Below are 22,139 nucleotides of genomic sequence, written 5' to 3'. Positions count from 1 at the left end.
CGACCTACGGGGGGTCCATGAATTTCAAGGCTTTTGCAGCGCGTTTTGCGCTGGCGGCATCGCTTTGCCTGCTGACGACGGCACCGGCGCAGGCACGTTTCTGGCAGTGCGCGCCCTATGCCCGCGAGATTTCCGGCATCGCGATCCACGGCAATGCCAACACCTGGTGGAACCAGGCTGCCGGCAAGTACGAGCGCGGCAATACCCCGAAGGAAGGCGCCGTGCTTTCGTTCGAAGCCAGCCGCCGGATGCGGATGGGCCACGTCGCCATGGTGTCGAAGGTCCTCAACGAGCGCGAAGTCCTGCTGACCCACGCCAACTGGTCGCGCCGCGGCGGCATCGAGCGCGATGTGCGCGCGGTCGACGTGTCGCCGGCGGGTGACTGGAGCGAAGTGCGCGTGTGGTTCGGCCCGGTCGGCGGCCTCGGCACCTCGTCCTACTCGACCAACGGCTTCATCTATTCGGGCTCTGCACCGCAGACCGAGAGCCTCGGCACCGTGCAGGTCGCCAGCGGCGGCAACAGCTTCAACAACAGCTTCACCACGATCGTCGACTAAGACGGAGCAGGCGCGCAAGCCGCACCGCTTTGAAACGCGACCGGCCCGCTCCCTGCCCGGGGGAGCGGGCCGGTTGCGATTCGGGGCCGGTGATCAGGCCTTTGGGCGGAAGGTCATGGCCACGCCGTTCATGCAGTAGCGTTTGCCGGTGGGCGGGGGGCCATCGTCGAAAACATGGCCGAGATGCCCGGCGCAGCGCGCGCAGCGAACCTCGGTACGAGCCATCAACAGCGACCGGTCCTCCCGCGTCATCACCGCACCGCGAACCGGAGCCCAGAAGCTGGGCCAGCCGGTGCCGCTCTCGAACTTGGTGGCGGAGGTGAAGAGCGGCTGGCCACAGCCGGCGCAGGCGAAGACGCCGGCGCGCTTTTCCTTGTTGAGCGGGCTGCTGTAGGGGCGCTCGGTCGCGTCCTCCCGCAGCACCCGATATTGCGCGGGGGTGAGGCGCGCGCGCCACTGCGCGTCGGTCAGCTTGAACGGCGCGGCGGCCGCAGCCTCCCCGGAGGTGCCGGTGGCGCCGATCGCAACGGCGGTTCCGCCGAGGCCGACCAGCGCGAGCAGGCGGCGGCGATCGAGGAGAGGCTGTGTCATCACCGCGCCAGATGGGGTGACGCCGGTGCGGTTTCCAGACGCCGCCGCTCAGCGCCCGAGCAGCGCGCTCCAGCGGAATTTCGGCCCCGAGGACTGGAGGACCCCACGACGGAACAGGCGCGCGCCGACCGTGATCGTCAGCGCCACCCACAGCATCTGCCAGCCGATCGCGAGGAAGTGCGGCCAGAGTTCGGGGCGGTTGGCGGCGCGCGCCGCCATCGCGAAGGGGGAACTGAAGGGGAAGACCTCTGCAAAGATGGCGATCCAGCTGTTCGGCTTCCCCGCGGCCGTCAGCGACAGGGCGAACATGCCCATCTGGAACAGGGTAAGCGGCATGGACAGCATCTGGATTTCGCGCGGCGTCGACGCCTGCGCACCAATGCCCAGGAATACCGCGCCCAGCAGCAGATAGGCCGCGGCGAAATAGACGGCGAACAGCAGCGCAAAGGTCGGCAACCCCACCGCCGGGGCAAGCCCTGCCAGCGTCGCGGCATCCTCGCTCGGCAGCAACGCGCCGACATTGGCGATCAGCGTGCCCCAGAAGGCCACGAACAGAATGGCGACGCCGAACATGCCAACGAGCTTGCCGAGGAACACCGCCTCCAGCGGGACGGCGGCGGCGAGCACCTCGATCACCTTGTTGGAGCGTTCCTCCGCCATCGTGCCGACCGCTTGGCTAGCGAGGATCAGCGTGAGTGCGAACAGGGCGATCACGGCGAAGCCCGCCGCGGTGTTCTTGCCGCCGATGGTGCCGGTTGCGCGCGCGACCTGTTCGAAGCGGGGGTGGCTGATCGGTGCGGTGATGCCGGCGCGGCCGTCCCGCGCGGCCTGTTCCGCGAGCGTGGCGAGATACTGCGCGCTGCGCGACACCGCGTTGCCGTGAAGGATGTGCGGCTGGTCGAGCGGTCCGTAGAGGACTGCCGGAACGTCGCGGTCTTCCTGGCCGAGCAGCCGGACGGCCTGGGCGGCGGGGTCCGCGTCGGGTGTCACCACCTCGAGCACGGGCGGGAGCGCTTCGGGGTTCAGGAACGTGCGGGTCGCGCGGTCGGCGGCCATGAAGCGGTCGCCGATCGCAGGGGCTGCGATGACGTAGATCCGCTCGCGACCCTCGCCGCTTTCGCCGACCGCGCGTGCGCCCAGGCTGCCGAGCGCGCCGAAGCTGGCGAACAGCATCGGCGCGAGCAGGAAGATGAGGAAGGTGGGGGTAAGCACCGTGGCGACGAAGTCGCGGCGCGCGATCGTCATGGTCTGGCGCAGGATGCGGTGAAAGTTGCTCATGCGGGGGTTCCTTCGGCCGCGGCCTGGCCGACGATGCGCACGAACGCGTCGTGCAGTCCGGGACGTTCGATCGAGAGGCCGGCGATGCCGTGGCCCCCCGCGATCAGGCGGCTCAACGTCTGTTCCACACCCTCTTCGGGGACCGAAAAGGTCCAGCCGTCGCCTTGCCGATCGCGCTGCGCATCCGGGGGGAGCAGCACTGCGATGTCATCGCCGGGGCGGTGGGGGACATAATGCACCCGCATCGGCAACATGCCGCGCGCCTCCGCCACGGTGCCCTCGAACCGGCGCTTGCCGCCGGCGATGATCGCGAGGCGGTCGCACAGCCGCTCGGCATGGGCCATGACGTGAGTCGAAAACAGGATGGTGGCGCCACGGTCGCGCTCTGCCATGACCAGCCCCTCGAGGCGCTCCTGGTTGACGGGGTCTAGGCCGGAGAAGGGCTCGTCCAGCACCAGGAACTCGGGCTCGTGCACGACGGACCCCAGCAGCTGGACGAACTGCGCCATCCCCTTCGACAGCTTGCGGATCTTGGCATCGACGGAATCGCCGAGCCCGGCGCGTTCCATCATCACTGCGGCGCGCTTGCGCCCCGTCGCCCAGTCGAGGCCGCGCAGGGCGCCCATGAAGGCGATCGCCTCGCGCGCCTTCATGCCGGGATAGAGCCCGCGCTCCTCCGGCAGATAGCCGACCCGATCGGAAGCATCGCGCGGAGCATTGCAGCCGAGCAGGCAGCGCTGACCGGCGTCGGGTTCGATGATCCCCAACAGCATGCGCAGCGTCGTCGTCTTGCCCGCGCCATTCGGGCCCAGCACGCCGTAGACGGCGCCGGCCGGTACCTGCAGGTCGATGCCGTCCACGACGCGGCGTCCGCCGAAGCGCTTGACCAGTCCGGTCGCCGTCAGCGCCAGGTTCGTGCCACCAGCGATCGAGTCCATCCAACCTCCGTCCGGGATCGCGAGGTCGTTCCCCCCACGCGCCGCCCTTGTTGCTTTCCGCCCTAACGCATGAGCCACGCAAGGGGTGCTGCGCGCCGCGTCATCGTGGTAGCGGGGCGGCGTGGACCAGCACAAGTCCTTGGAAACCCGCATCAAGGAGAAGGCGGCGGAGCTCGGCTTCGCGGCTTGTGGCGTCGCACGCGCCGATGCCACGCCGCAGGCGGCGGCGCGGCTGCGCGAATGGCTGGATGCGCGCCGGCACGGCAGCATGATCTGGATGGAGGAGCGCGCGCATCATCGCGGCTCACCGGCTGGTCTGTGGCCCGACGTGCGCTCCGTCATCGCGCTCGGCATGAGCTATGCGCCGACGGGCGATCCGCTGGCGCTCGCCGGGGTGGGGGATCGCGGGCGCGTCTCCGTCTATGCGCAGGGCGCCGACTATCACGACGTGGTGAAGAAGGCGCTGAAGGCGCTGGGCCGCTGGCTGGCGCAGGAGGCGGGCTGCGACCTCAAGGTGTTCGTCGACACGGCGCCGGTGATGGAAAAGCCGTTGGCCGAGGCGGCGGGGCTGGGGTGGCAGGGCAAGCACACTAACCTGCTCAGCCGGGCGCATGGCAGCTGGCTGTTCCTGGGCGCGATCTACACCACGCTTGATCTGGCACCGGATGCGCCATCGGGCGGAAGCTGCGGATCGTGCGACGCCTGCCAGCGCGCGTGCCCGACCGATGCCTTCCCGGCGCCCTATCAGCTCGATGCGCGACGGTGCGTGAGCTATCTGACGATCGAGCATGCCGGGCCGATCCCGACGGCGCTGCGCCCCGGCATCGGCAACCGCATCTATGGCTGCGACGATTGCCTGGCGGTGTGCCCGTGGAACAAATTTGCTGCGACGGCTGCTGCGCACAAGGCGTTTCTGCCGCGCGCGGAACTGGTGGCGCCGCGGCTGGCAGAGTTGATGGCGCTCGACGATCCGAGCTTCCGACAGGTGTTCGCGGGGTCGCCGATCAAGCGGATCGGGCGCGACCGGATGGTGCGCAATGCGCTGATCGCGGCCGGCAACAGCGGCGATCCGGCACTGGGGGCGCCGGTCGCTCGGTTGTTGGACGATCCGGCGCCATTGGTGCGCGGGGCCGCGGTGTGGGCGCTGGGGCGGCTCGATCCTGCGCGCCTGACGAGCGAGCGGGACGCGCGGCTTGCTGCCGAAACCGATCCGGACGTGGTGGCGGAGTGGTCCGCCGCTTAAATCAGCGACCGCCCTCGTGGCGGGCTCTTTGTTCAGCGACCGCCCTCGCGGCGGACGAGCGCGGCGACGCAGCTTGCGCGGTCGATCGGCGCACCGTTGCGCTGGCGCGCGTCGACATAGGTGACGACGGGCGTGCCGCCGCCCTTTGGCGCGTAGAGATAGGCGTCCAGCACGCAGATGTCGGAGCCGAACTGCATCTTGCGGCCGGCGCCCTCCGTCAGGTCGGCATCGGGCTTTCCGAACAGCTGGGTGACCGCGTTGGCGGGCTGGCCCAGGATCCGCTCAAGCCCGACCGCGCTGTAGCTGGCGCTCGGCGGGGGCGGGGGGACGACTCCGGTCGCGGGGTCGGGTGCGGTCGCGCACCCGCCAAGCCCCATGGCCAGCATCGCCAATCCTGCCCAACGCTTCATGTGCCTCGCCTTTCGTGAAACCAGTGGGTCGCCATCGCCGCGCCGAGAACGGGCGCGATGAAGTTGACCAGCGGAACCATGAGGAGCCCGGTGCCCGCAAGCCCCAGCACGAACCGTCCGCCGCCGGTGCCGCTCCGCCAGTCGCGCATCGCCTCGGCCGGCAGGTGCCGGGCCGCGACCATGTCCCCCAGATCCCGGCCAAGCAGCCAGCCGTTGACCAGGAAGAACGCGATCGCGGTGCCGACCCCGGTCGCCAGCAGCACCAGATACAGGGGCGCCAGCATGACGTTGACGCTGATCACCCGCGCCGCCGAGCCCAGGCCCATCGCCGCGCCGCGCGTGAACGGCACCGGCCGCGCGCTCGAAAGCGCCTGCGGATAATGGCGGGCCTCTACGGCGGCGACCACCTCGTCCGCGAAGATGCCGGTGACCGCGATGGCGACTGCCCGGAACAACAGCCAGCCAAGCCCGACGACGGCGATCACCGCGGCTGCGGCGGCCAGGCTGCCGAGCCCGCTGCCCCAGTGGAGCCCGTCGCGCACCAGCACATGGGAACCGTACGCAAGTCCCACCGCCAGCAGAAAGAACAGCAGCAGCGTTGCCGCCAGCGACTTCGCCAGCACCACCAGGATGCGGCGGTCGCCGAGCTGGCCGACCGAAAGGAGCAGGGCGCGGATCATGGCTGGGGCATGCGGGGCGGCGGCGGCGGCGTCAACGCGGTTGCGCGCGGGAGCGGCGCTCTTTACCGCCCAAGGCGGTTTGCGGAACCCCGCATTGGAGACTCAATTGACGAAGCCCACCTATGATGTCGTCGCAATCGGCAACGCCATCGTCGACATTCTCGCGCAGGCAGATGATGCCTTCCTGGCAGCCGAAGGCATGAACAAGGGCTCGATGCAGCTCGTTTTCTCGCCCGCAGAGGCAGACGCGCTGTACGCAAAGATGGGCCCGGGCCGCGAGGTTTCGGGCGGATCGGCCGCCAACACCGCGGCCGGCATCGCGGCACTCGGCGGCACCTGCGGCTTCATCGGCCAGGTTGCGGACGACCAGCTCGGCAGCGTGTTCGCCCATGACGTGCGCGCCGTCGGCATCCGTTTCGACACCGCGCCGCGCACCGGCGAGCCGACGACGGCGCGTTGCCTGATCTTCGTGACGCCGGACGGCCAGCGCACGATGAACACCTTCCTCGGCGCCTCGCAGTTTCTGCCGGAGTCGGCGCTGGACCGCGACATGATCGCGGATGCCGCGATCCTCTACCTCGAGGGGTACCTGTGGGATCCGGAAGAGCCGCGCCAGGCGATGCGCGCCGCGATCGAGGTTGCGCGCGGTGCCGGTCGCAAGGTGGCCTTCACCCTGTCCGACGTGTTCTGCATCTCACGCCACGGCGGCGATTTCCGCGCGCTGCTGGCCGATGGGATGATAGACATCCTGTTCGCCAACGAGAACGAGCTGCTGGCGCTTGCCGAGGTCGAAGACTTCGAGGACGCGGTCGCCAGGATCGCGCCGCAGGTGCCGACACTGGTCGTGACGCGCAGCGAGCGCGGCGCGATCGCGGTCGTCGACGGTGAGCGCGTGGCCGTTGCGGCCGAGCCGATTGATGCCGTGGTCGACACCACCGGCGCCGGTGACCTGTTCGCGGCGGGCTTCCTCCACGGCCAGGCGCAGGGGCACGACCTTGCCAAGTCGCTGCGGATGGGTGCGATCTGCGCGGCGGAGATCATCTCCCACTATGGCGCGCGGCCCAACGCCGACCTCAAGCAGCTGATCGCCGACAAGCTCGGCTAAGTCCGGGCGGGCAGACCCGCACAGGCAAAAAGAAAGGGCCGGAGGAGCGATCCTCCGGCCCTTCTTGTTTGCGGGGTGCGAAGGCTCAGTGAGCGCCCGGTACCTTTGGCTCGATGCCGTCGTATGCCTCGACTTCCGGCACATCGATCAGGCCGCGGCCGAGGTGGCTCTTGCGATAGCCATAGGCGAAATAGACGATCAGGCCGAGCGCACCCCAGCCGGGGAGCACCAGCTTGGCGTCCGGCGGCAGGAACCAGTAGAGCACGGTGCAGCCGATCATCGTCAGCGGCCCGACCACGAACACCAGCGGGGTGCGGAACGGACGCTTGCGGGTCGGTTCGGTCTTGCGCAGCCGCATGACCGCGATCGCCACCATGAAGAAGGCGAACAGCGTGCCGGCATTGGCGATGTCGGCGAGCTTGCCGACCGGCAGGAACGCCGCCGCAAAGGTCACGCCCACGCCGGTGATCATCGTGATGATGTGCGGCGTCTTCCACTTGGGGTGGATGTTCGACAGCTTCTCCGGCAGCAGGCCGTCGCGCGCCATCACGAAGAACATGCGGGTCTGGCCATAGATCATGACCAGGATGACCGAGGGCAGCGCCAGGAAGGCGGCGAGGCCGATCAGGTTGCCGACGTTGAGATAGCCGATCTGGCGCAGGACGTGGGCCAGTGCTTCCTTGGAGCAGGACAGCGGCTCGGCCGCGGCGGCGCTGATCGCGGCGCAACGCTGGGCAAGCTCGGTCGAGCCCGGAGCCAGCCAGGTGCCGTCGGCCGCAGTGACCGGCTGCGCACCGATCGGCGAACCGATCGCACCCGCTGCCACCAGCATGTAGAAGATGGTGCAGATCGCGAGGCTGCCGATCAGGCCGATCGGAACGTTGCGCTGCGGGTTCTTGGTCTCCTCTGCCGCGGTCGACACCGCGTCGAAGCCCACATAGGCGAAGAAGATCGAAGCCGCCGCGCCGATCACGCCGGCACCGGCGCCGTCACCCCAGCCCTGCGGCATGAAGTTGTCGAAATTCTCCATCTGCATGACCGGAACGGACAGCGCGATGAAGGCGGTGAGGGCGGTGACCTTGATCGCCACCAGGACCGCGTTGACCTTGGCGCTCTCGCTCGTGCCGACGACCAGCAGGGCGGTGATGAGCAGTGCGATCACCACGGCCGGCAGGTTGATGATGCCACCGGCATAGGGGCCCGCGATCATCCACTGCGGCAAGGTGACGCCGAACCAGCCCCCCAGCTGGCCGACGAAATAGCCGGACCAGCCGACCGAAACCGCCGAAGCGGCCACCGCATATTCGAGGATCAGCGCCCAGCCGACCATCCAGGCCAGCAACTCACCCATCACCGCATAGGTGTAGGTGTAAGCGGAACCGGAGACCGGAAGCATCGAGGCGAGTTCGGAATAGCAGAGCGCGGCGACCGCGCAGACGGCACCGGCGATGATGAACGAGACCATCATGCCCGGTCCGGCCTTTTGCGCGGCCTCTGCGGTGAGCACGAAGATACCCGTGCCGATGATGGCGCCGACGCCCAGCAGCGTCAGCTGCAGTGCGCCCAGCGAGCGGTGAAGCGACTTTTTCTCGGCAGTCGCTAGGATAGCGTCGAGTGGTTTGACGCGCCCGAAGATCATGCGGTTTTCCCCTGAACCGGTTCGTTTCGCAGTCGCGAAAGCGTGAACGTAAAGCCTAATTTCATAGGCGCAAAGAAAATCCCTGTTTGCCGCGCTTGGCGTCAGCGCGCGAGCATCGGCCCCAGCGGCTGGCCGCCGAACAGATGGACGTGCAGATGGGGTACTTCCTGTCCCCCGTGCGCGCCGACGTTGGCGAGCAGGCGGTAGCCCGGGGCGACGAGGCCGTGCTCGCGCGCGACCTCCCCGATGGCGCGGACGAAGCCGGCGATCTCTGCATCGGGGGCGTTGGCGCTGAAATCGTCCCATGAAACATAGCGCCCCTTCGGAATCACCAGCACGTGCGTGGGCGCCTGGGGAGCGATGTCTTCAAAGGCGAGGGCGAATTCGTCCTCGTAGATGCGCTTGGCCGGGATCTCGCCGCGCAGGATCCGCGCGAAGATGTTGCTGTCGTCGTAGGGAAGCGTGGCGTCGATCGGCATGGGACAGGTCCTTTGGGCGTCAGCGGGGGCGGGCGGCCTTTTCGGCGATTCCCGACAGGCCCTCGCGCCGGTGGAGTTCGGCACGGACGTCGTCGAGCGACACGCCCGCGTCGGCGAGCAGCACCAGCAGGTGGAAGAGGAGGTCGGCGGACTCGGACACCAGCCCTTCGCGATCGTCGGCAATCGCAGCGATCACCGTCTCCACCGCTTCCTCGCCCACTTTCTGCGCGATCTTCGCGCGGCCACGGTTGTGGAGCTTGGCCACATAGGAAGTGGTGGGATCGCCACCCAGACGGGCGCGGATCACTGCCTGGAGTTGGTCGAGCGGGTCGGTGTCTGCCATCGCTCCCGCTTTCTCTCCGGGAAGGCGCAAGTCAATCCCGCGGTGGCTTGCGACGTGCGCGCAGGGCCCGGCGGGCGAACCACAGCCCGGCGGCCGCGACCACGAACAGGGCCACGTCGGACAGAGCAAAGCCGGTGCTGGGCCCGACCGCCCCGGAGTGGGCGGCGAGGGCCGGGGTCGGCAGCAGGAGGAGGAGCGGGGTCAGGCGCATCGGCGTGTCCTAGAGGAGGACGGGGCGGAGCAGAAGTGCCTCCCGCCCCGTACCCGATGCCGAAAAGCCTATTGCGCCCCGCGGACGGGAACCCCGGCCGCGGCGAGGGCGGCGCGGGCGTCGGCGATGCTCGCTTCTCCGAAGTGGAAGATCGACGCCGCAAGGACCGCGCTGGCGTGTCCCTCGACCACCCCGGCGACCAGGTCGGCGAGCTTGCCGGCGCCGCCCGAGGCGACGACCGGGACGTCGGTCGCATCCGCGATCGCGCGGGTGAGTGCGAGATCATAGCCGTCGCGGGTGCCATCGCGGTCCATCGACGTCACCAGCAACTCGCCCGCACCCAGGCCGGCGAGACGGGCGGCATGGTCCAGCGCGTCGATGCCGGTGGCGCGGCGGCCGCCGTGGGTGAACACTTCCCAACGGCCGGGTTCGACCTGGCGCGCGTCGATCGAGGCGGTGACGCATTGGCTGCCGAATCGGTCGGCGATCTCGGCCACCACTTCGGGACGGGCAACGGCGGCAGAGTTGACCGCGACCTTGTCGGCTCCGGCGAGCAGCAGCGCGCGCGCGTCCTGGGCGGAGCGGACGCCGCCGCCGACGGTGAGGGGCATGAAGCACACCTCGGCCGTGCGGCGGACCACGTCGACGATGGTGTCGCGGCCCTCATGGCTTGCGCCGATGTCGAGGAAGCAGAGCTCGTCGGCACCGGCGAGGTCATAGGCGCGTGCCTGTTCGACAGGGTCCCCGGCGTCGCGCAGGTCCACGAAGTTCACGCCCTTCACCACGCGCCCGGCATGGACGTCGAGGCAGGGGATAATGCGGACGCGGACGGTCACGCGGCCACTCGCAGCGCCTCGGCGAGGTCGAGGCGGCCGTCGTAGAGCGCACGGCCGGTGATGACACCCTCGATGCCGGGCTTGCCGCGCAGCTGGTGGATGTCCTCGATGCCGGCGACGCCGCCGCTGGCGATGACCGGGATGCTGACTTCGGCCGCAAGTGCGGCGGTGGCGGCGACGTTGCAGCCCTTGAGCAGCCCGTCGCGGCCGACGTCGGTGAAGAGGAGGGCGGCGACGCCCGCGTCCTCGAACCGGCGGGCGAGGTCGGCCACCGTGACGGTCGAGACGTCCGCCCAGCCGCGAGTCGCGACCAGGCCGTCGCGGGCGTCCACTGCCACGACGATGCGGCCGGGCAGTGCGCGCGCCGCGTCGCGGACGAGGTCCGGGTTCTCCAGCGCCGCAGTGCCGATCACGACCCGGGCGACGCCAAGCTCCAGCCAGCCGTCGATCGCCGCGCGGGTGCGGATGCCGCCGCCCAGCTGCACCCGGCCGGGAAAGGCGCGCACCACGCTTGCCACGGCATCGCCGTTCACGGAGTCGCCGGCAAAGGCGCCGTCGAGGTCGACGACGTGGAGATGGTCGGCGCCGGCATCGGCAAAGGCACGCGCCTGCGCGGCGGGATCGTCGCCGTAGATGGTGGCGCGGTCCATGTCGCCTTCGGCGAGGCGGACGACCTGGCCGCCCTTGAGGTCAATCGCGGGGAAGACGATCAGCCGGTCGGTCACGATTACGGTCGCCATGCGAGAAATCTCTCCAGCAGCGCGATGCCATAGCGCTGGCTCTTTTCAGGGTGGAACTGGACGCCGAGCAGGTTGTCGCGGCCGATCGCCGCCGTCACCGGCTGCCCGTGCGTGGTGGTGGCGACGACGCCGCCGCCTTCGAATGCATAGCTGTGCAGGAAATAGGCCTCGCCCGGAAGCACGATCGGGTGCTCGCCCACGGGAACCACGTCGTTCCAGCCCATGTGCGGCACGCGCGCTTGGGGCGTCGGCTCAAGCTTGCGGACGGTGCCGGGGAGCCAGCCGAGGCCGGCGTGGGTGCCGAACTCCTCGCCCTCGCTCGCCATCAGCTGCATGCCGACGCAGACGCCCAGGAACGGCACGCCGCCCCGGAGCGCACGTTCCTCCATCGCCTCGATCATGCCGGGGACGGCCGCGAGCCCGTCGATGCAGGCGCGGAAGGCGCCCACTCCCGGCAGCACGATCCGGTCGGCGCGGCGCACGACGTCGGCATCGGCGGTGATCGCCATGTCGGCGACGCCGGCAGCCTTCAGCGCATTGGCGACCGAGTGGAGATTGCCGGCGCCATAGTCGATCAGCGCCAGCGTCATGCCAGCAGCGCCCCGACCTCTGCGCTGGCGACGGCGGCGGTGAAGCCTACGACTTCGAGCGTGGCCGCCCCTTCCGTGATGTACGGGTCGGTGCGGGCGATCGCCTCGACCGCATCGGCGCTGCCGCGGTACAGCAGCACACCGCCGCTGGCGGAGTCGCGGCGGCCGGCGAGCAGTACCTCGCCGGCGGCGATGCGGGCGCTGATCCACTCCAGGTGGCGCGGGCGCAGGGCGTCGATTTCCTCGATCGGCTTCACATAGGTGAGCAGCGTGAGGACCAGCGGCTGGTTCGGACGCGCGATGCTCACAGGACGCCCTTGGTCGACGGCACGGCATCGACCTTGCGTGGGTCGATTTCGGTCGCGGTGCGAAGGGCGCGGGCCAACCCCTTGAAGATGCTCTCGGCGATGTGGTGGTTGTTTGCGCCGTAGAGCGTCTCGACGTGGAGGGTGATCCCCGCCGCCTGAGCGAAGCTGTGGCAGAAATGCTCGAACATCTCGGTGTCCATGGTGCCGAGCTGCGCCTGGGTGAAGCGCGACTTCCACACCAGCCAGGGGCGGCCGGAGATGTCGAGCGCGACGCGGGTCAGCGTCTCGTCCATCGGCGACAGCGCCTCGCCATAGCGGCGGATGCCGCGCTTGTCGCCGAGCGCCCGGGCGAATGCCTGGCCGATCGCAATGCCGGTGTCCTCGACCGTGTGGTGCGCGTCGATGTGCAGGTCGCCCTTCGTCCTGACGGTCAGGTCGATCAGGGAGTGCCGCGACAGCTGCTCCAGCATGTGGTCGAAGAAGCCCACCCCGGTCTGGACATCATAGACGCCGGTACCGTCCAGGTTGACGGTGACCTCGATCGAGGTTTCGCTGGTCGAGCGGGTGATAGTGGCGGTGCGCATGTCGTTCCCATAGCGCCGCTGGTCGCGCAAGCAACGCAACGAATCTTGACCGCACCCGAAACACCGCTACCCAAGGCGCATGAACGCTCAAGTGCCCGACAGCCTGATCCCCTATGACGAGATCGTGCAGGACGCCCTGCGCGCCGTAGTAGGACGCGTGCTGGGACAAGTCGCTTCCACCGGCGTGTTGCCGGGCGAACACCATTTCTACATCACCTTCAAGACCCAGGCGCCGGGCGTCGACATCCCCAAGCGGCTGGTCGAGCGCTTCCCCGACGAGATGACCATCGTCATCCAGCACCGCTTCTGGGACCTGACTGTCGACGCAACGCGATTCTCGGTGGGGCTGAGCTTCAACCAGATCCCGTCGACGCTGATCATCCCGTTTTCGGCGATCACCGGCTTCCACGACCCGGCCGTCAACTTCGAGCTGCGCTTCCAGGCCGCCGAAGGCCCCGATGGTGGCCCGGAGCCGCACGATCCGGCCGAGAACGACGGCCCGCAGGCAAAGCCGGTCGAGGACGGATCGAACGTCGTCGCCGTGGACTTCAAGCGCAAGAAGTAGGACGAGGCGGGCAGGCCGTTGCAACAAGCCGGCCGCTCGTAGCGTTGTCGGGCCATGAGCACCGACATCAGCAGCACCCGCACCGAAACCGACTCGATCGGCGCGATCGAGGTTCCCGGCCGCGCCTATTGGGGCGCACAGACCCAGCGTTCGATCGAGAACTTCCCGTTCGGGGAGATGGAGCGGATGCCGCTCGGCATCGTCCGCGCCCAGGCGATCGTGAAGCAGGCCGCGGCGCGGGTGAACCGCAAGCATGGCATGGACGCAGAGATCGCCGATGCGATCGAGGCGGCCGCGCAGGAGATCATCGCGGGCGCCCTCGACGACCAGTTCCCGCTCGTGATCTGGCAGACCGGGTCCGGCACTCAGACCAACATGAACGTCAACGAGGTGATCGCCGGCCGCGCCAACGAAGTGCTGGCCGGGACCCGGGGCGGCAAGTCGCCGGTTCACCCCAACGACCACGTCAACATGAGCCAGTCGTCCAACGACAGCTTTCCGACCGCGCTGCATGTCGCGACCGTGCTCGCGACGCGGGACCTGTTGCTACCCGCGCTCGACCGGCTGACCGCCTCGATCACCGCCAAGGCGGAGGCATGGGACCATATCGTCAAGATCGGCCGCACCCACACCCAGGATGCGACGCCGCTGACGCTGGGGCAGGAATTCTCGGGCTATGCGGCGCAGCTGAAGAGCTGCAAGGCGCGGATCGAAGGCGCGCTGAACGGCAATATCCGCAAGCTGGCCATCGGCGGCACGGCGGTGGGCACCGGCCTCAACGCGCCGGAAGGCTGGGCCGAGGACATGACCGCGGCGATCAGCGCGATCACCGGCACCCAGTTCGAGAGCGCACCCAACAAGTTCGAGCAGCTGGCGGCCAAGGACGGCCTCGTCTTTTTCTCCGGCGCGCTGAACACCCTTGCGGTCGCGTTGAACAAGATCGCCAACGACATCCGCTTCCTCGGTTCGGGGCCGCGCTCGGGCCTCGGCGAGCTGTCGCTGCCCGCCAATGAGCCGGGCAGCTCGATCATGCCGGGCAAGGTGAACCCCACCCAGTGCGAGTCGCTGACGATGGTGGCGGCGCAGGTGATCGGCAATCACCAGGCGGTGACCGTCGGCGGCATGCAGGGGCACTTCGAGTTGAACGTGTTCATGCCGCTGATCGGCGCGAACGTGCTGCGTTCGATCCAGTTGCTCGGCGTGGGCATGGACAATTTCGCCGAGCGCTGCGTCGACGGGATCGTGGCGAACGAGCAGCAGATCACCGACCTCGTCAATCGATCGCTGATGCTCGTCACCGCGCTCGCGCCCGCGATCGGCTATGACAATGCGGCCAAGATCGCGAAGAACGCCCATGAAAAGGGGCTGACGCTCAAGGAGTCGGGGCTGGCGCTCGGGCTGGTCGACGAGGCGACGTTCGACCGCTACGTCCGGGCGGAGACGATGATCGGCCGATAGGCCCGGAACTCGCGCGCGCCTGCCGCGCTATCTCCTCCGATAACGGAAGAGAGGTGTTCATGGGTACGACGACGATAGGGGCGCTGATCGGCGCCGGCATCGACAGCATGAGTGGCGACGACAGCGCGGCGGATGGCGCCATCATCGGTGCCATTACCGCCAACGTCCTCAAGGTCGCGGTGCCGATCGCGGTCACCTATGCAGTGGGCTGGGCCGTGCTGCGCGGCGCCGAGCAGCTGCGCGAACAGCTGTTTCAGCGGGAGAAGACGGCATGATCGGGCGGATCGTAGGCGCGCTCGTCGGGCGCGAGATCGACCGGCGCGACGGCAGCGGCGGCGCGAAGGGCGCGGCCCTTGGGTATCTCGTCGGCGGCGCGATGCGCCGGATGGGGCCGCTGGGGCTGGTGCTCGGCGGCGGCTATGTGGCCAAGAAGGCGTACGACCGGCGCAGGGCCCGCAAGCGGGTCTGATCGGCGGGGCGGGGGTTCAGGCCCCCGCCTGCCAGCTGCGGATCGCGTCACTGGGCGCGATCAGCATCCACAGGTTGAGCGTCAGATTGTCGCGGATCACCGCGAGCGCGAGCAGTTCGAGGGCGATGCCCAGGGCGACGGTCGCCCATAGCGGCAGGCGCCGGGCGAGTGCGAATCCCAGCAGCATCCAGCCGATGTCGGCGACCGAATTGACCACGCTGTCGCCTTCATAGCCGAGCGCGATCGTGACCGCGCGATAGCGGTCGATGATCACGGGCGAATTCTCCAGCACTTCCCACGCCGCCTCCAGCAGTGTCGCGAGCGCCATGCGCATCTGCCATGGCCTTCGGCGCAAGGTGAGCCATCCCAAGCCATAGAAGATCAGGCCGTGGACGACATGGCTGAGGCTGTACCAGTCGGCGATATGCTGGCTGTTTTCAGCGGACTGCACCGTCCCGTACCAGAGCTTTACGGTGCCGCAGGTGCAGATCGGCGTGCGGCCCATCGCTAGCAGGACCAGTGCCATGACCGCGACGATGGCGAGCGTCACCCACCACCAGCGGCGGGCGTGGGACGGTTTGACGGTGGGGAAGGTCGTCGCCATGCCTTGACGTATCGCTCCTGCTCGCGCCACTAGCGCGCATGGAAGTGCCGCCAGAGTCTGATCCGCACGGCTTCAAGCGCCGGGGTGTGTTGTTCGTCCTTTCCTCGCCTTCCGGCGCAGGCAAGTCCACCATTGCGCGCAAGCTGCTGGCCGACGAGCCCGATTTGTCGATGTCGGTGTCTGCGACGACCCGGGCACCGCGGCCCGGCGAAGTCGAGGGCAAGGACTATCACTTCGTCGACCTCGAAGAATTCCGCCGCATGGTCAACAACCATGAGTTCCTGGAATGGGCGCATGTGTTCGGGCAGCGATATGGCACGCCGCGAGCGCCGGTGGAGGCGATGCTGGCGGCCGGCAAGGACGTGCTGTTCGACATCGACTGGCAGGGTGCGCAGCAGCTGTTCCAGATCGCCGGCGGCGACGTGGTGCGCGTGTTCATCCTGCCGCCGTCTATGGCCGAGCTGCGCCAGCGCCTGCTCAACCGCAATACCGATGCGATCGAGATCATCGACGCCCGCATGGCACGCGCGACGGCCGAGGTCAGCCACTGGGACGGCTATGACTATGTGCTGGTCAATGACGATGTCGAAGGCTGCTTCCGCAAGGTCCAGACCATCCTGGCGGCCGAGCGCCTGAAGCGCTCCCGGCAGACCGGCGTGATCGGGTTCATCCGCAAGCTGATGGCCTGATCCGGCCGGTAATCCGCCGCTGGTCGCACCTTTGAAACAATTCGTCCCGCCGTCTCGTCGTCGGCGGCACTCCGTATGACCGTCATAGATTGATCCGGATGCGTCCGCGCCCTTCCCAAGGGTGTACCCAGGAACAGCAAAAGGGTGGAACTTGCCGCGCTACGGAATGATCGACGGGTTACGCGGGTTCTTCCTCGTCTTCATGCTCATCAACCACCTGGTGTTCGAGGGTGGGTACTGGATGCTGCGGGTCAACCATAACCAGCTCGCCTTCGTCGAGGATGCGCAAGGGTTCGTGTTCCTTTCCGGGCTGATGATCGGGCTCGTCTATGGCCGCAAGATGATGCGGCAGGGCTATGACGCCGGCAGCCGGATGATCCGGGCACGCGCGCTGGAGCTGTATCGCTATGCGATGGCGATCGTGCTGGCGGTGCTCGTTGCCCGCATGATCCTGCCCTATGCTGATCCGCTGTGGTTCAACTGGCTGGGCGACACGAGCCTCACCGGTGATCCGCTGCGGCTGGCCGCGGTTGCGACCTTCCTGTTCCAGCCGACGGTCATGGATATCCTGCCGCAGTACGTGATCTACATGCTGGCCGCGCCGCCGGTCGTATGGCTGTGCCTGAACGGGCATGTCGCCAAGGTTGCGGCCGGATCGGCGCTGCTGTGGTTCGTCGGGCAGCTGGGAGTGCATCAGCTGATCACCGATCCGGTGAGCGCCTGGATCACGTCGACGGACGGGCAGGGGATCCGCACCGGGTTCAACCTGCTGGGCTGGCAGATCGTGTTCTTCGCGGGGGCCGCGATCGGTGCGCTGATGGCAAGCGAGCGGATCGACTGGTCCGCGCTGCTGCGCCCGGACCGTACGTTGGTCCCCTGGATCTGCCTGATCACCTGCCTGCTGCTGCTGCCCTTGCGGATCACCACCGCGCACGGGCTGCTGCCGCCGGACCTGGCGGCAAAGGTCACGACGCTGGAGATCCGCGCCGACTTCAGCCTGATCTATCTCGTCAACTTCATCGCTGCGGCACTCGGGCTCAGCTGGCTGCTGGTGGCGGGGGCACAGCATCATCGGCCACAGGTACGCAGCCTTGCGACCGCACTGCGCAGCTTCTTCTCGCTCGGGCCGCTGCGACTGCTCGGGCGGCATTCGCTCTACGTCTATGTCTGGCACGTCGCGATCGTTTATCTGGTCTATTACATCGATCAGGCGAGCCCGCCCTTCTCCCAGGCGACCAAGACCATGATTGCGCTCGTGAGCCTCGCCCTGCTGCCCTTGCCGGCGCTGTGGCGTGAACGCGGCGCCAGGGAAGTCGTGCGCAAGCCGGTGCCTGCCCACAGCTGACCGGGGGCGGGTAGCGCCGTCCGGCGGGTCGGGTTAGGTCGGGGGGGGGGCGGCCGTCCGGCCGCGTCCGGCATCGACAATCATGGAACTGCTGCAATGGCCGCCTTGCCCCAGTCTTCCCAGGCTCCCGCGCAGGTGCAGCTTTCCCGGTCGCGGCTGAAGTCGATCATCGGCGGGTCGACGGGCAATATGGTCGAGTGGTTCGACTGGTACGTCTATGCCGCCTTCGCCCTGTATTTCGCGCCGCATTTCTTTCCCAGCGGCGACCAGACCGCGCAGCTGCTGAGTGCGGCGGCAGTGTTCGCGGTCGGCTTCATCATGCGGCCGATCGGGGCCTGGGTGATGGGAATCTATGCCGACCGGCGGGGGCGCAAGGCGGGGCTGACCCTGTCGGTGACGCTGATGTGCCTGGGCTCGCTGATCATCGCCTGTACCCCCGATTATCGGACGATCGGGATCGCGGCACCGGCGCTGCTGGTAGTGGCGCGGCTGATGCAGGGCCTGTCGGTAGGCGGCGAATATGGGGCGAGTGCCACCTATCTGTCCGAGATGGCCGGGCGCGAGCGGCGCGGGTTCTTCTCAAGCTTTCAGTACGTCACGCTGATTTCCGGTCAGCTGCTCGCGATCCTGGTGCTGCTGTTCCTGCAGGCGGTGATGGACGCCGTCGACCTGGAGCAATGGGGGTGGCGCATCCCGTTCGTGATCGGCGCGGTGCTGGCGGTGGTGGTGTTTCGCCTGCGCCGCGGGCTGGCGGAGACCGAGAGCTTCAAGAACGCCCAGTCGACCGGCGCGCCGCAATCCGGGTTCCTCCAGCTGCTGCGCCACCATCCGCGGGAGACCGCGCTGGTGATGTTGCTGACCGCCGGGGGTACGCTCGCCTTCTACGCCTATTCGATCTACATGCAGAAGTTCCTGGTCAACACCTCCGGCTTTTCAAAGGAAGTCGCGAGCCAGATCAACGGCATCACCCTGTTCGTGTTCATGTGCCTGCAGCCGGTTGCCGGCGCACTGTCGGACCGGATCGGGCGCAAGCCGCTGATGGTCGGGTTCGGGGTCGCGGGCGTGCTGTTCACCTACCCGATCTTCAGCACGCTGGAGCAGACCAAGAGCCCGCTTACTGCCGGGCTGCTGGTGATGGCGGCGCTGGTGATCGTGACCGGCTATACGTCGATCAACGCGGTGGTGAAGGCGGAGCTGTTCCCCTCGCACATCCGCGCGCTGGGCGTGGCGCTGCCCTATGCGTTGGCGAACACGCTGTTCGGCGGGACCGCGGAATATGTCGCGCTGCGCTTCAAGGATGCCGGCTGGGAGCGCGGCTTCTATTGGTATGTGACGGCGATGATCGGGATTTCGCTGGTCGTCTACCTGCGCATGCGCGACACGCGGGACCAGAGCCTCATCCACGAGGATTGAGGCGGGCGGCCCCCGCTAGCCCAGCGCGTTCAGGAATTTGACGGCGCCGTCGAAGTCCCGCCGGCGGAGAGCACGGGCTTGGGTCGCGAGCGCATCCTCACCCCAGCGTTCGACCTGCCAGTCGTCGTCGACATGGGCGGCGTTCCAAACCGTTTCCGCGTCGAAGACATGCTCGGCAAGGGCGAGGGCCAGCACCAGCGAGCCGGTGATCGTGACGATCGGCGACAGCCCGGCGAGCGCGAAGGGGTCGCGCGCGGCGGTCGCCTCGGCCAGCCGCGCGATGGTGGCAGGGGGCTGAGTCACGTGCATCACGCCGGCCGTCGTCGCGAAGGCGACGTCGTAGCGTTGCCGCGCCCAGTCGAGCACGGGGTCCCAGGCAGCCTCCTGTCGTTCGATCAGCGGCTCGGGACCGTCGGCGCGATAGCAGAGCAGGTCGCTCTCGCCATAGGCGGCGAGGCCGGCGGCAAAGCTATCCGGATCGGGGGCCACGCGGTCGATCACGGCGTTCGCAAGCCCGGTGAGCGGCATTGCGCGCGGATCGAGCGTGTCTTCGACGGCCGACCATTCATCCGCGACCGCCTGAGCCAAGGTAGGCGTGGGGAGCGCGAGCGGCACGCGCCCCGGGGTGCGCACCGGACGCCCGTCGAGCGCGATGCCCAGGCCGCCGTCGGTCGGCTCGACCGTAACCGTTTTCCAGAAGCGCTTCATGGGTTGGGCGGGCTCCTCCAGCGATGGGCCAGCGCGCGGGGCACCACTGCCATCACGTAAAGTGCCGAAAGCACGATCGCGACGCCGAGCAGTTTCGGGGGCCAGGTGACGGCGCGGGCCAGCAGCACCAGCCCGACCACGGCCCCGCAGGAGGCGGCGATGCGGACGAGCACCAGCACCAGCCAGCGGTTGCGGGCGGGATCGGCGCTCATCCGCGCACCGCTTCGCGCGCCGGGCACAGTGCCTGGGCGAGGGCGGGAAGCGCGGAGGCATGTTCCAGCACGTGGCTGGCGCCGGCAGCCGTGAGTTCGGCGACGCTGTGATAGCCCCAGGCGACCCCGATCGGGTGGACACCGGCCGCCGCGGCCATCGCGATGTCGAAGCTGGTGTCGCCGATCATCACCGTGTCCTGCGGCTCCGCACCCGCTTCGGCCATCGCCAGTTGCAGCATCGAGGGATGCGGCTTGGACGGGTGGCGGTCTGCGGTCTGGAGCGTGACGAACCGGTGGGTGAGCCCGTGGTGCGCCAGGAGCAGCGACAGGCCCCGGTCGGACTTGCCGGTCGCGACGCCCAGCAGCCAGCCGTCGTCGGCCAGCTGTTCGAGGACCTCCGCGATGCCGTCGAACAAGGGCTCCTCCGCGAGGCCGCCGTTGGTCCGCATTGCCCGGAAATGCTGCTTATAGTCTTCGGCCACTGCCGCGTGCAGCGCCGGCTCCGCAGCCGGGGCAAGGCGCGCGACCGCCTCCACCAGGCTCAGCCCGACGATCCGGCGGATTGCGCTGCGATCCGGGGGCATCAGCTGCGCCGAGACGAACGCGAGCTCCATCGCCCGGCAGATGTTCGCCTGGCTGTCGACCAAGGTCCCGTCGCAGTCGAATACGGCGAGCCGAGTCACGAGGCACTCCGCATCAGCTGGGCGATGGCGCCGTTGCCGGTGCGCTCCAACGCATCGGCTGCCGCGAGGCGTGCGTGCGCGGGCTTGTTCTGCCCCAGCTTGGCGGTGCCCCGCCACGCATGGATGGTGAGCGTGAAGCCCTGGATCGCGTCCAGCATCTTTTCGGCTGCCTCCGGTTCCACTTTGTCGAGGGTCCAAGGGGCCTCTGGATGGAAGCGGCCCTCATGGCGTTCCCCCAGCGTCTCGATCTGGGCGCGCAAAAGGGCGCGGTCGATCGGCTGGACCGTCCCTTCCAGCTCGACCGCGACATAGTTCCAGGTCGGCACCTCTTGAGGGCCCTGGCCGTACCAGCCGGGACTCACATAGGCGTCGGGACCCTGCGCGACGAACAGCGCGGTCGCGCCCGCCAGGTGCGGCGTGACGTCATTGGCCCGCGCCAGATGAAAGGCGAGGGCATCCTCACCGCTCCAGGTGACCGGCAGGTGCACGACGCGCGGGCCCTCCGGAGTGGCCACGAAGAGCGCGCCGAACGCCACCTGGTCGACATAGGCGCGCATGGCCGCCCTGTCCTTCCATCGAAAGGCGGGGTTGGGGTGCATCAGCTGCTGCCGCGGCTCCGGCGCTCGCCCCGGCGTTCCTTGCGGACCGTCTTGGCATGGGCCTTGGCCTTTGCCTTTTCGATGGCGCGGGTGGGGGGCGGGGGCGTGTCTTCGGCGAGTGCATTGCCGAGCGACAGGTCGAGGCCGAGCAGCTCCATGCTCTCCGCAAAGTGCTGCGGAAGCTCCGCCGTCACGTCGATCTTGCCGCTATCGGGATGGTCGATGCGGATGCGGCGCGCGTGGAGATGCATCTTGCGGCTGACGCCGCCGGTCAGGAAGGCAGCGGCGCCGCCATATTTGCCGTCGCCCACGATCGGGTGGCCGATCGCGCTCATGTGCACGCGCAGCTGGTGGGTGCGACCGGTATAGGGCTGAAGCTCCACCCAGGCGGCGCGATTGCCGACGCGCTCGATCACGCGATAGCGCGAGCGGGCGGGCTGGCCCTCCTCCTCGTCGACGTGCATCTTTTCGCCGCCGCTGCCGGGTTGCTTGGCAAGCGGCAGGTCGATCATGCCGTCGTTGATGTCGGGCACGCCGATCACCAGCGCCCAATAGGTCTTGCGCGCGGAGCGGCCGGAGAAATGCTTGGAGAAAAAGGCCGCGGCGCGCGAGGTGCGCGCGAGCAGCAGCGCGCCGGACGTATCCTTGTCGAGCCGGTGGACCAGCTTGGGCCGGCCTTCCGCCTCGAACTGGAGCGCGTCGAGCAGGCCGTCGACATGGTCGTGCGTCTTGGTGCCGCCCTGGGTGGCGAGGCCGGGGAGCTTGTTGAGCACGATCGCCTGCGCGTCGCGGTGAATTACCATCGACTGAGCAAGCTCGACCTGTTCGGGATCGAGCGGCGCGCGTTCCTGCTGCTTGGGGC

The 22,139-nt window shown here is 68.5% G+C and carries 30 protein-coding genes; 10 read left to right on the top strand and 20 right to left on the bottom strand.

What is annotated here, in order from left to right:
* Nucleotides 1-17: 17 nt before the first annotated feature.
* On the top strand, nucleotides 18-557 hold the full coding sequence (locus QP045_RS15300) for a CHAP domain-containing protein (protein ID WP_422515860.1): 540 nt from the start codon (nucleotides 18-20) through the stop codon (nucleotides 555-557).
* Between the two features lie 93 nt (nucleotides 558-650).
* Here QP045_RS15300 and msrB read toward each other — a convergent pair whose 3' ends face one another.
* From msrB to QP045_RS15285, 3 genes are read right to left on the bottom strand one after another with little or no spacing between them, the layout of a single operon-like run.
* The gene (gene msrB / locus QP045_RS15295; RefSeq protein ID WP_422515859.1) at nucleotides 651-1,148 is read right to left on the bottom strand and encodes a peptide-methionine (R)-S-oxide reductase MsrB; all 498 of its coding nucleotides are present in this window, start codon (nucleotides 1,146-1,148) and stop codon (nucleotides 651-653) included.
* Nucleotides 1,149-1,196: 48 nt separating this feature from the next.
* Nucleotides 1,197-2,426 (bottom strand): ABC transporter permease, encoded by a 1,230-nt coding sequence (locus QP045_RS15290; RefSeq protein ID WP_422515858.1) that lies wholly within the window; start codon nucleotides 2,424-2,426, stop codon nucleotides 1,197-1,199.
* Nucleotides 2,423-3,364 (bottom strand): ABC transporter ATP-binding protein, encoded by a 942-nt coding sequence (locus QP045_RS15285; RefSeq protein ID WP_422515857.1) that lies wholly within the window; start codon nucleotides 3,362-3,364, stop codon nucleotides 2,423-2,425. The genes QP045_RS15290 and QP045_RS15285 overlap by 4 nt, the downstream gene beginning before the upstream one ends.
* Before the next feature lie 121 nt (nucleotides 3,365-3,485).
* Here QP045_RS15285 and queG point away from each other — a divergent pair, with 121 nt between their 5' ends.
* Entirely contained in the window at nucleotides 3,486-4,607 is a 1,122-nt protein-coding gene (gene queG, locus QP045_RS15280; RefSeq protein WP_422515856.1) for a tRNA epoxyqueuosine(34) reductase QueG, read from the top strand.
* A 32-nt stretch (nucleotides 4,608-4,639) separates the two neighbouring features.
* Here the strand turns inward: queG and QP045_RS15275 are convergent, their stop codons facing one another.
* Together QP045_RS15275 and QP045_RS15270 are read right to left on the bottom strand one after the other, a co-directional pair.
* Nucleotides 4,640-5,017, bottom strand: a complete 378-nt coding sequence (locus QP045_RS15275) for a hypothetical protein (RefSeq protein WP_422515855.1) — start codon at nucleotides 5,015-5,017, stop codon at nucleotides 4,640-4,642.
* Nucleotides 5,014-5,697, bottom strand: coding sequence for an EI24 domain-containing protein (locus QP045_RS15270; RefSeq protein ID WP_422515854.1), 684 nt, complete (start codon nucleotides 5,695-5,697; stop codon nucleotides 5,014-5,016). The genes QP045_RS15275 and QP045_RS15270 overlap by 4 nt, the downstream gene beginning before the upstream one ends.
* A 106-nt stretch (nucleotides 5,698-5,803) precedes the next feature.
* Between QP045_RS15270 and QP045_RS15265 the strand changes: the two genes are divergently transcribed.
* The gene (locus tag QP045_RS15265) at nucleotides 5,804-6,802 is read left to right on the top strand and encodes an adenosine kinase (RefSeq protein ID WP_422515853.1); all 999 of its coding nucleotides are present in this window, start codon (nucleotides 5,804-5,806) and stop codon (nucleotides 6,800-6,802) included.
* Nucleotides 6,803-6,887: 85 nt separating this feature from the next.
* Here the strand turns inward: QP045_RS15265 and QP045_RS15260 are convergent, their stop codons facing one another.
* The 9 genes from QP045_RS15260 to hisB form a co-directional block, all read right to left on the bottom strand.
* Nucleotides 6,888-8,441, bottom strand: a complete 1,554-nt coding sequence (locus QP045_RS15260) for an amino acid permease (RefSeq protein ID WP_422515852.1) — start codon at nucleotides 8,439-8,441, stop codon at nucleotides 6,888-6,890.
* A 101-nt stretch (nucleotides 8,442-8,542) separates the two neighbouring features.
* Nucleotides 8,543-8,920: a histidine triad nucleotide-binding protein gene (locus tag QP045_RS15255; protein WP_422515851.1), complete on the bottom strand. Its 378-nt coding sequence runs from the start codon at nucleotides 8,918-8,920 to the stop codon at nucleotides 8,543-8,545.
* A gap of 19 nt (nucleotides 8,921-8,939) precedes the next feature.
* Complete coding sequence (locus tag QP045_RS15250; RefSeq protein ID WP_422515850.1) at nucleotides 8,940-9,263, bottom strand: phosphoribosyl-ATP diphosphatase; 324 nt, start codon at nucleotides 9,261-9,263, stop codon at nucleotides 8,940-8,942.
* 31 nt (nucleotides 9,264-9,294) lie between these two features.
* Nucleotides 9,295-9,474 carry a hypothetical protein gene (locus tag QP045_RS15245; protein WP_422515849.1) on the bottom strand — a complete coding sequence of 60 codons (180 nt, stop codon included), beginning with the start codon at nucleotides 9,472-9,474 and terminating at the stop codon, nucleotides 9,295-9,297.
* A 68-nt stretch (nucleotides 9,475-9,542) separates the two neighbouring features.
* Entirely contained in the window at nucleotides 9,543-10,310 is a 768-nt protein-coding gene (hisF, locus tag QP045_RS15240) for an imidazole glycerol phosphate synthase subunit HisF (protein ID WP_422515848.1), read from the bottom strand.
* The gene (gene hisA / locus QP045_RS15235; RefSeq protein ID WP_422515847.1) at nucleotides 10,307-11,050 is read right to left on the bottom strand and encodes a 1-(5-phosphoribosyl)-5-[(5-phosphoribosylamino)methylideneamino]imidazole-4-carboxamide isomerase; all 744 of its coding nucleotides are present in this window, start codon (nucleotides 11,048-11,050) and stop codon (nucleotides 10,307-10,309) included. Before hisA ends, hisF begins: the two co-directional genes overlap by 4 nt.
* A complete protein-coding gene (hisH, locus tag QP045_RS15230) occupies nucleotides 11,038-11,640 on the bottom strand; it encodes an imidazole glycerol phosphate synthase subunit HisH (RefSeq protein ID WP_422515846.1) in 603 nt (200 codons plus the stop codon). Before hisH ends, hisA begins: the two co-directional genes overlap by 13 nt.
* Nucleotides 11,637-11,948 carry a YciI family protein gene (locus tag QP045_RS15225; RefSeq protein ID WP_422515845.1) on the bottom strand — a complete coding sequence of 104 codons (312 nt, stop codon included), beginning with the start codon at nucleotides 11,946-11,948 and terminating at the stop codon, nucleotides 11,637-11,639. Before QP045_RS15225 ends, hisH begins: the two co-directional genes overlap by 4 nt.
* Complete coding sequence (gene hisB / locus QP045_RS15220; RefSeq protein ID WP_422515844.1) at nucleotides 11,945-12,532, bottom strand: imidazoleglycerol-phosphate dehydratase HisB; 588 nt, start codon at nucleotides 12,530-12,532, stop codon at nucleotides 11,945-11,947. The genes QP045_RS15225 and hisB overlap by 4 nt, the downstream gene beginning before the upstream one ends.
* A 79-nt stretch (nucleotides 12,533-12,611) precedes the next feature.
* Here hisB and QP045_RS15215 point away from each other — a divergent pair, with 79 nt between their 5' ends.
* The 4 genes from QP045_RS15215 (at nucleotide 12,612) to QP045_RS15200 (ending at nucleotide 15,024) form a co-directional block, all read left to right on the top strand.
* On the top strand, nucleotides 12,612-13,097 hold the full coding sequence (locus QP045_RS15215) for an SspB family protein (protein ID WP_422515843.1): 486 nt from the start codon (nucleotides 12,612-12,614) through the stop codon (nucleotides 13,095-13,097).
* Nucleotides 13,098-13,163: 66 nt separating this feature from the next.
* The gene (fumC, locus tag QP045_RS15210) at nucleotides 13,164-14,555 is read left to right on the top strand and encodes a class II fumarate hydratase (RefSeq protein ID WP_422515914.1); all 1,392 of its coding nucleotides are present in this window, start codon (nucleotides 13,164-13,166) and stop codon (nucleotides 14,553-14,555) included.
* A 59-nt stretch (nucleotides 14,556-14,614) separates the two neighbouring features.
* Nucleotides 14,615-14,830 (top strand): hypothetical protein, encoded by a 216-nt coding sequence (locus QP045_RS15205; protein ID WP_422515842.1) that lies wholly within the window; start codon nucleotides 14,615-14,617, stop codon nucleotides 14,828-14,830.
* Nucleotides 14,827-15,024, top strand: a complete 198-nt coding sequence (locus QP045_RS15200; protein ID WP_422515841.1) for a hypothetical protein — start codon at nucleotides 14,827-14,829, stop codon at nucleotides 15,022-15,024. The genes QP045_RS15205 and QP045_RS15200 overlap by 4 nt, the downstream gene beginning before the upstream one ends.
* 16 nt (nucleotides 15,025-15,040) lie before the next feature.
* Here the strand turns inward: QP045_RS15200 and QP045_RS15195 are convergent, their stop codons facing one another.
* Nucleotides 15,041-15,628 (bottom strand): DUF2585 domain-containing protein, encoded by a 588-nt coding sequence (locus QP045_RS15195; RefSeq protein WP_422515840.1) that lies wholly within the window; start codon nucleotides 15,626-15,628, stop codon nucleotides 15,041-15,043.
* A 38-nt stretch (nucleotides 15,629-15,666) separates the two neighbouring features.
* Between QP045_RS15195 and gmk the strand changes: the two genes are divergently transcribed.
* From gmk to QP045_RS15180, 3 genes are all read left to right on the top strand, one after another.
* A complete protein-coding gene (gmk, locus tag QP045_RS15190; protein ID WP_422515839.1) occupies nucleotides 15,667-16,317 on the top strand; it encodes a guanylate kinase in 651 nt (216 codons plus the stop codon).
* A gap of 166 nt (nucleotides 16,318-16,483) precedes the next feature.
* Nucleotides 16,484-17,662 carry an OpgC family protein gene (locus QP045_RS15185; protein WP_422515838.1) on the top strand — a complete coding sequence of 393 codons (1,179 nt, stop codon included), beginning with the start codon at nucleotides 16,484-16,486 and terminating at the stop codon, nucleotides 17,660-17,662.
* 96 nt (nucleotides 17,663-17,758) lie between these two features.
* Nucleotides 17,759-19,075: an MFS transporter gene (locus QP045_RS15180; protein ID WP_422515837.1), complete on the top strand. Its 1,317-nt coding sequence runs from the start codon at nucleotides 17,759-17,761 to the stop codon at nucleotides 19,073-19,075.
* A gap of 15 nt (nucleotides 19,076-19,090) precedes the next feature.
* On the opposite strand, the gene QP045_RS15175 is transcribed toward QP045_RS15180, so the two are convergent.
* From QP045_RS15175 to QP045_RS15155, 5 genes are all read right to left on the bottom strand, one after another.
* Entirely contained in the window at nucleotides 19,091-19,783 is a 693-nt protein-coding gene (locus QP045_RS15175; RefSeq protein ID WP_422515836.1) for an ATP12 family chaperone protein, read from the bottom strand.
* Entirely contained in the window at nucleotides 19,780-19,995 is a 216-nt protein-coding gene (locus tag QP045_RS15170) for a hypothetical protein (RefSeq protein WP_422515835.1), read from the bottom strand. The genes QP045_RS15175 and QP045_RS15170 overlap by 4 nt, the downstream gene beginning before the upstream one ends.
* Complete coding sequence (locus QP045_RS15165) at nucleotides 19,992-20,678, bottom strand: HAD-IA family hydrolase (RefSeq protein WP_422515834.1); 687 nt, start codon at nucleotides 20,676-20,678, stop codon at nucleotides 19,992-19,994. The genes QP045_RS15170 and QP045_RS15165 overlap by 4 nt, the downstream gene beginning before the upstream one ends.
* Nucleotides 20,675-21,277 carry an FMN-binding negative transcriptional regulator gene (locus QP045_RS15160; RefSeq protein WP_422515833.1) on the bottom strand — a complete coding sequence of 201 codons (603 nt, stop codon included), beginning with the start codon at nucleotides 21,275-21,277 and terminating at the stop codon, nucleotides 20,675-20,677. Before QP045_RS15160 ends, QP045_RS15165 begins: the two co-directional genes overlap by 4 nt.
* On the bottom strand, nucleotides 21,277-22,139 hold an 863-nt coding region (locus QP045_RS15155), incomplete at its 5' end, for an RluA family pseudouridine synthase (protein WP_422515832.1). The genes QP045_RS15155 and QP045_RS15160, both read right to left, overlap by 1 nt.

The organism is Sphingomonas sp. 3-13AW, from assembly GCF_049311085.1.
GTDB lineage: Bacteria > Pseudomonadota > Alphaproteobacteria > Sphingomonadales > Sphingomonadaceae > Sphingomonas.
This window is presented reverse-complemented; position numbering and strand designations above follow the sequence as displayed.

Excerpts from the sequence above, each read along its gene's own strand:
- QP045_RS15300 (WP_422515860.1), top strand. The coding sequence starts at position 18 with ATGAATTTCAAGGCTTTTGCAGCGCGTTTTGCGCTGGCGGCATCGCTT.
- msrB (WP_422515859.1), bottom strand. The coding sequence starts at position 1,148 with ATGACACAGCCTCTCCTCGATCGCCGCCGCCTGCTCGCGCTGGTCGGC.
- QP045_RS15290 (WP_422515858.1), bottom strand. The coding sequence starts at position 2,426 with ATGAGCAACTTTCACCGCATCCTGCGCCAGACCATGACGATCGCGCGC.
- QP045_RS15285 (WP_422515857.1), bottom strand. The coding sequence starts at position 3,364 with ATGGACTCGATCGCTGGTGGCACGAACCTGGCGCTGACGGCGACCGGA.
- QP045_RS15275 (WP_422515855.1), bottom strand. The coding sequence starts at position 5,017 with ATGAAGCGTTGGGCAGGATTGGCGATGCTGGCCATGGGGCTTGGCGGG.
- QP045_RS15270 (WP_422515854.1), bottom strand. The coding sequence starts at position 5,697 with ATGATCCGCGCCCTGCTCCTTTCGGTCGGCCAGCTCGGCGACCGCCGC.
- QP045_RS15260 (WP_422515852.1), bottom strand. The coding sequence starts at position 8,441 with ATGATCTTCGGGCGCGTCAAACCACTCGACGCTATCCTAGCGACTGCC.
- QP045_RS15255 (WP_422515851.1), bottom strand. The coding sequence starts at position 8,920 with ATGCCGATCGACGCCACGCTTCCCTACGACGACAGCAACATCTTCGCG.
- QP045_RS15250 (WP_422515850.1), bottom strand. The coding sequence starts at position 9,263 with ATGGCAGACACCGACCCGCTCGACCAACTCCAGGCAGTGATCCGCGCC.
- QP045_RS15245 (WP_422515849.1), bottom strand. The coding sequence starts at position 9,474 with ATGCGCCTGACCCCGCTCCTCCTCCTGCTGCCGACCCCGGCCCTCGCC.
- hisA (WP_422515847.1), bottom strand. The coding sequence starts at position 11,050 with ATGGCGACCGTAATCGTGACCGACCGGCTGATCGTCTTCCCCGCGATT.
- hisH (WP_422515846.1), bottom strand. The coding sequence starts at position 11,640 with ATGACGCTGGCGCTGATCGACTATGGCGCCGGCAATCTCCACTCGGTC.
- hisB (WP_422515844.1), bottom strand. The coding sequence starts at position 12,532 with ATGCGCACCGCCACTATCACCCGCTCGACCAGCGAAACCTCGATCGAG.
- QP045_RS15215 (WP_422515843.1), top strand. The coding sequence starts at position 12,612 with ATGAACGCTCAAGTGCCCGACAGCCTGATCCCCTATGACGAGATCGTG.
- QP045_RS15205 (WP_422515842.1), top strand. The coding sequence starts at position 14,615 with ATGGGTACGACGACGATAGGGGCGCTGATCGGCGCCGGCATCGACAGC.
- QP045_RS15200 (WP_422515841.1), top strand. The coding sequence starts at position 14,827 with ATGATCGGGCGGATCGTAGGCGCGCTCGTCGGGCGCGAGATCGACCGG.
- QP045_RS15195 (WP_422515840.1), bottom strand. The coding sequence starts at position 15,628 with ATGGCGACGACCTTCCCCACCGTCAAACCGTCCCACGCCCGCCGCTGG.
- gmk (WP_422515839.1), top strand. The coding sequence starts at position 15,667 with ATGGAAGTGCCGCCAGAGTCTGATCCGCACGGCTTCAAGCGCCGGGGT.
- QP045_RS15185 (WP_422515838.1), top strand. The coding sequence starts at position 16,484 with ATGATCGACGGGTTACGCGGGTTCTTCCTCGTCTTCATGCTCATCAAC.
- QP045_RS15180 (WP_422515837.1), top strand. The coding sequence starts at position 17,759 with ATGGCCGCCTTGCCCCAGTCTTCCCAGGCTCCCGCGCAGGTGCAGCTT.
- QP045_RS15175 (WP_422515836.1), bottom strand. The coding sequence starts at position 19,783 with ATGAAGCGCTTCTGGAAAACGGTTACGGTCGAGCCGACCGACGGCGGC.
- QP045_RS15170 (WP_422515835.1), bottom strand. The coding sequence starts at position 19,995 with ATGAGCGCCGATCCCGCCCGCAACCGCTGGCTGGTGCTGGTGCTCGTC.
- QP045_RS15160 (WP_422515833.1), bottom strand. The coding sequence starts at position 21,277 with ATGCACCCCAACCCCGCCTTTCGATGGAAGGACAGGGCGGCCATGCGC.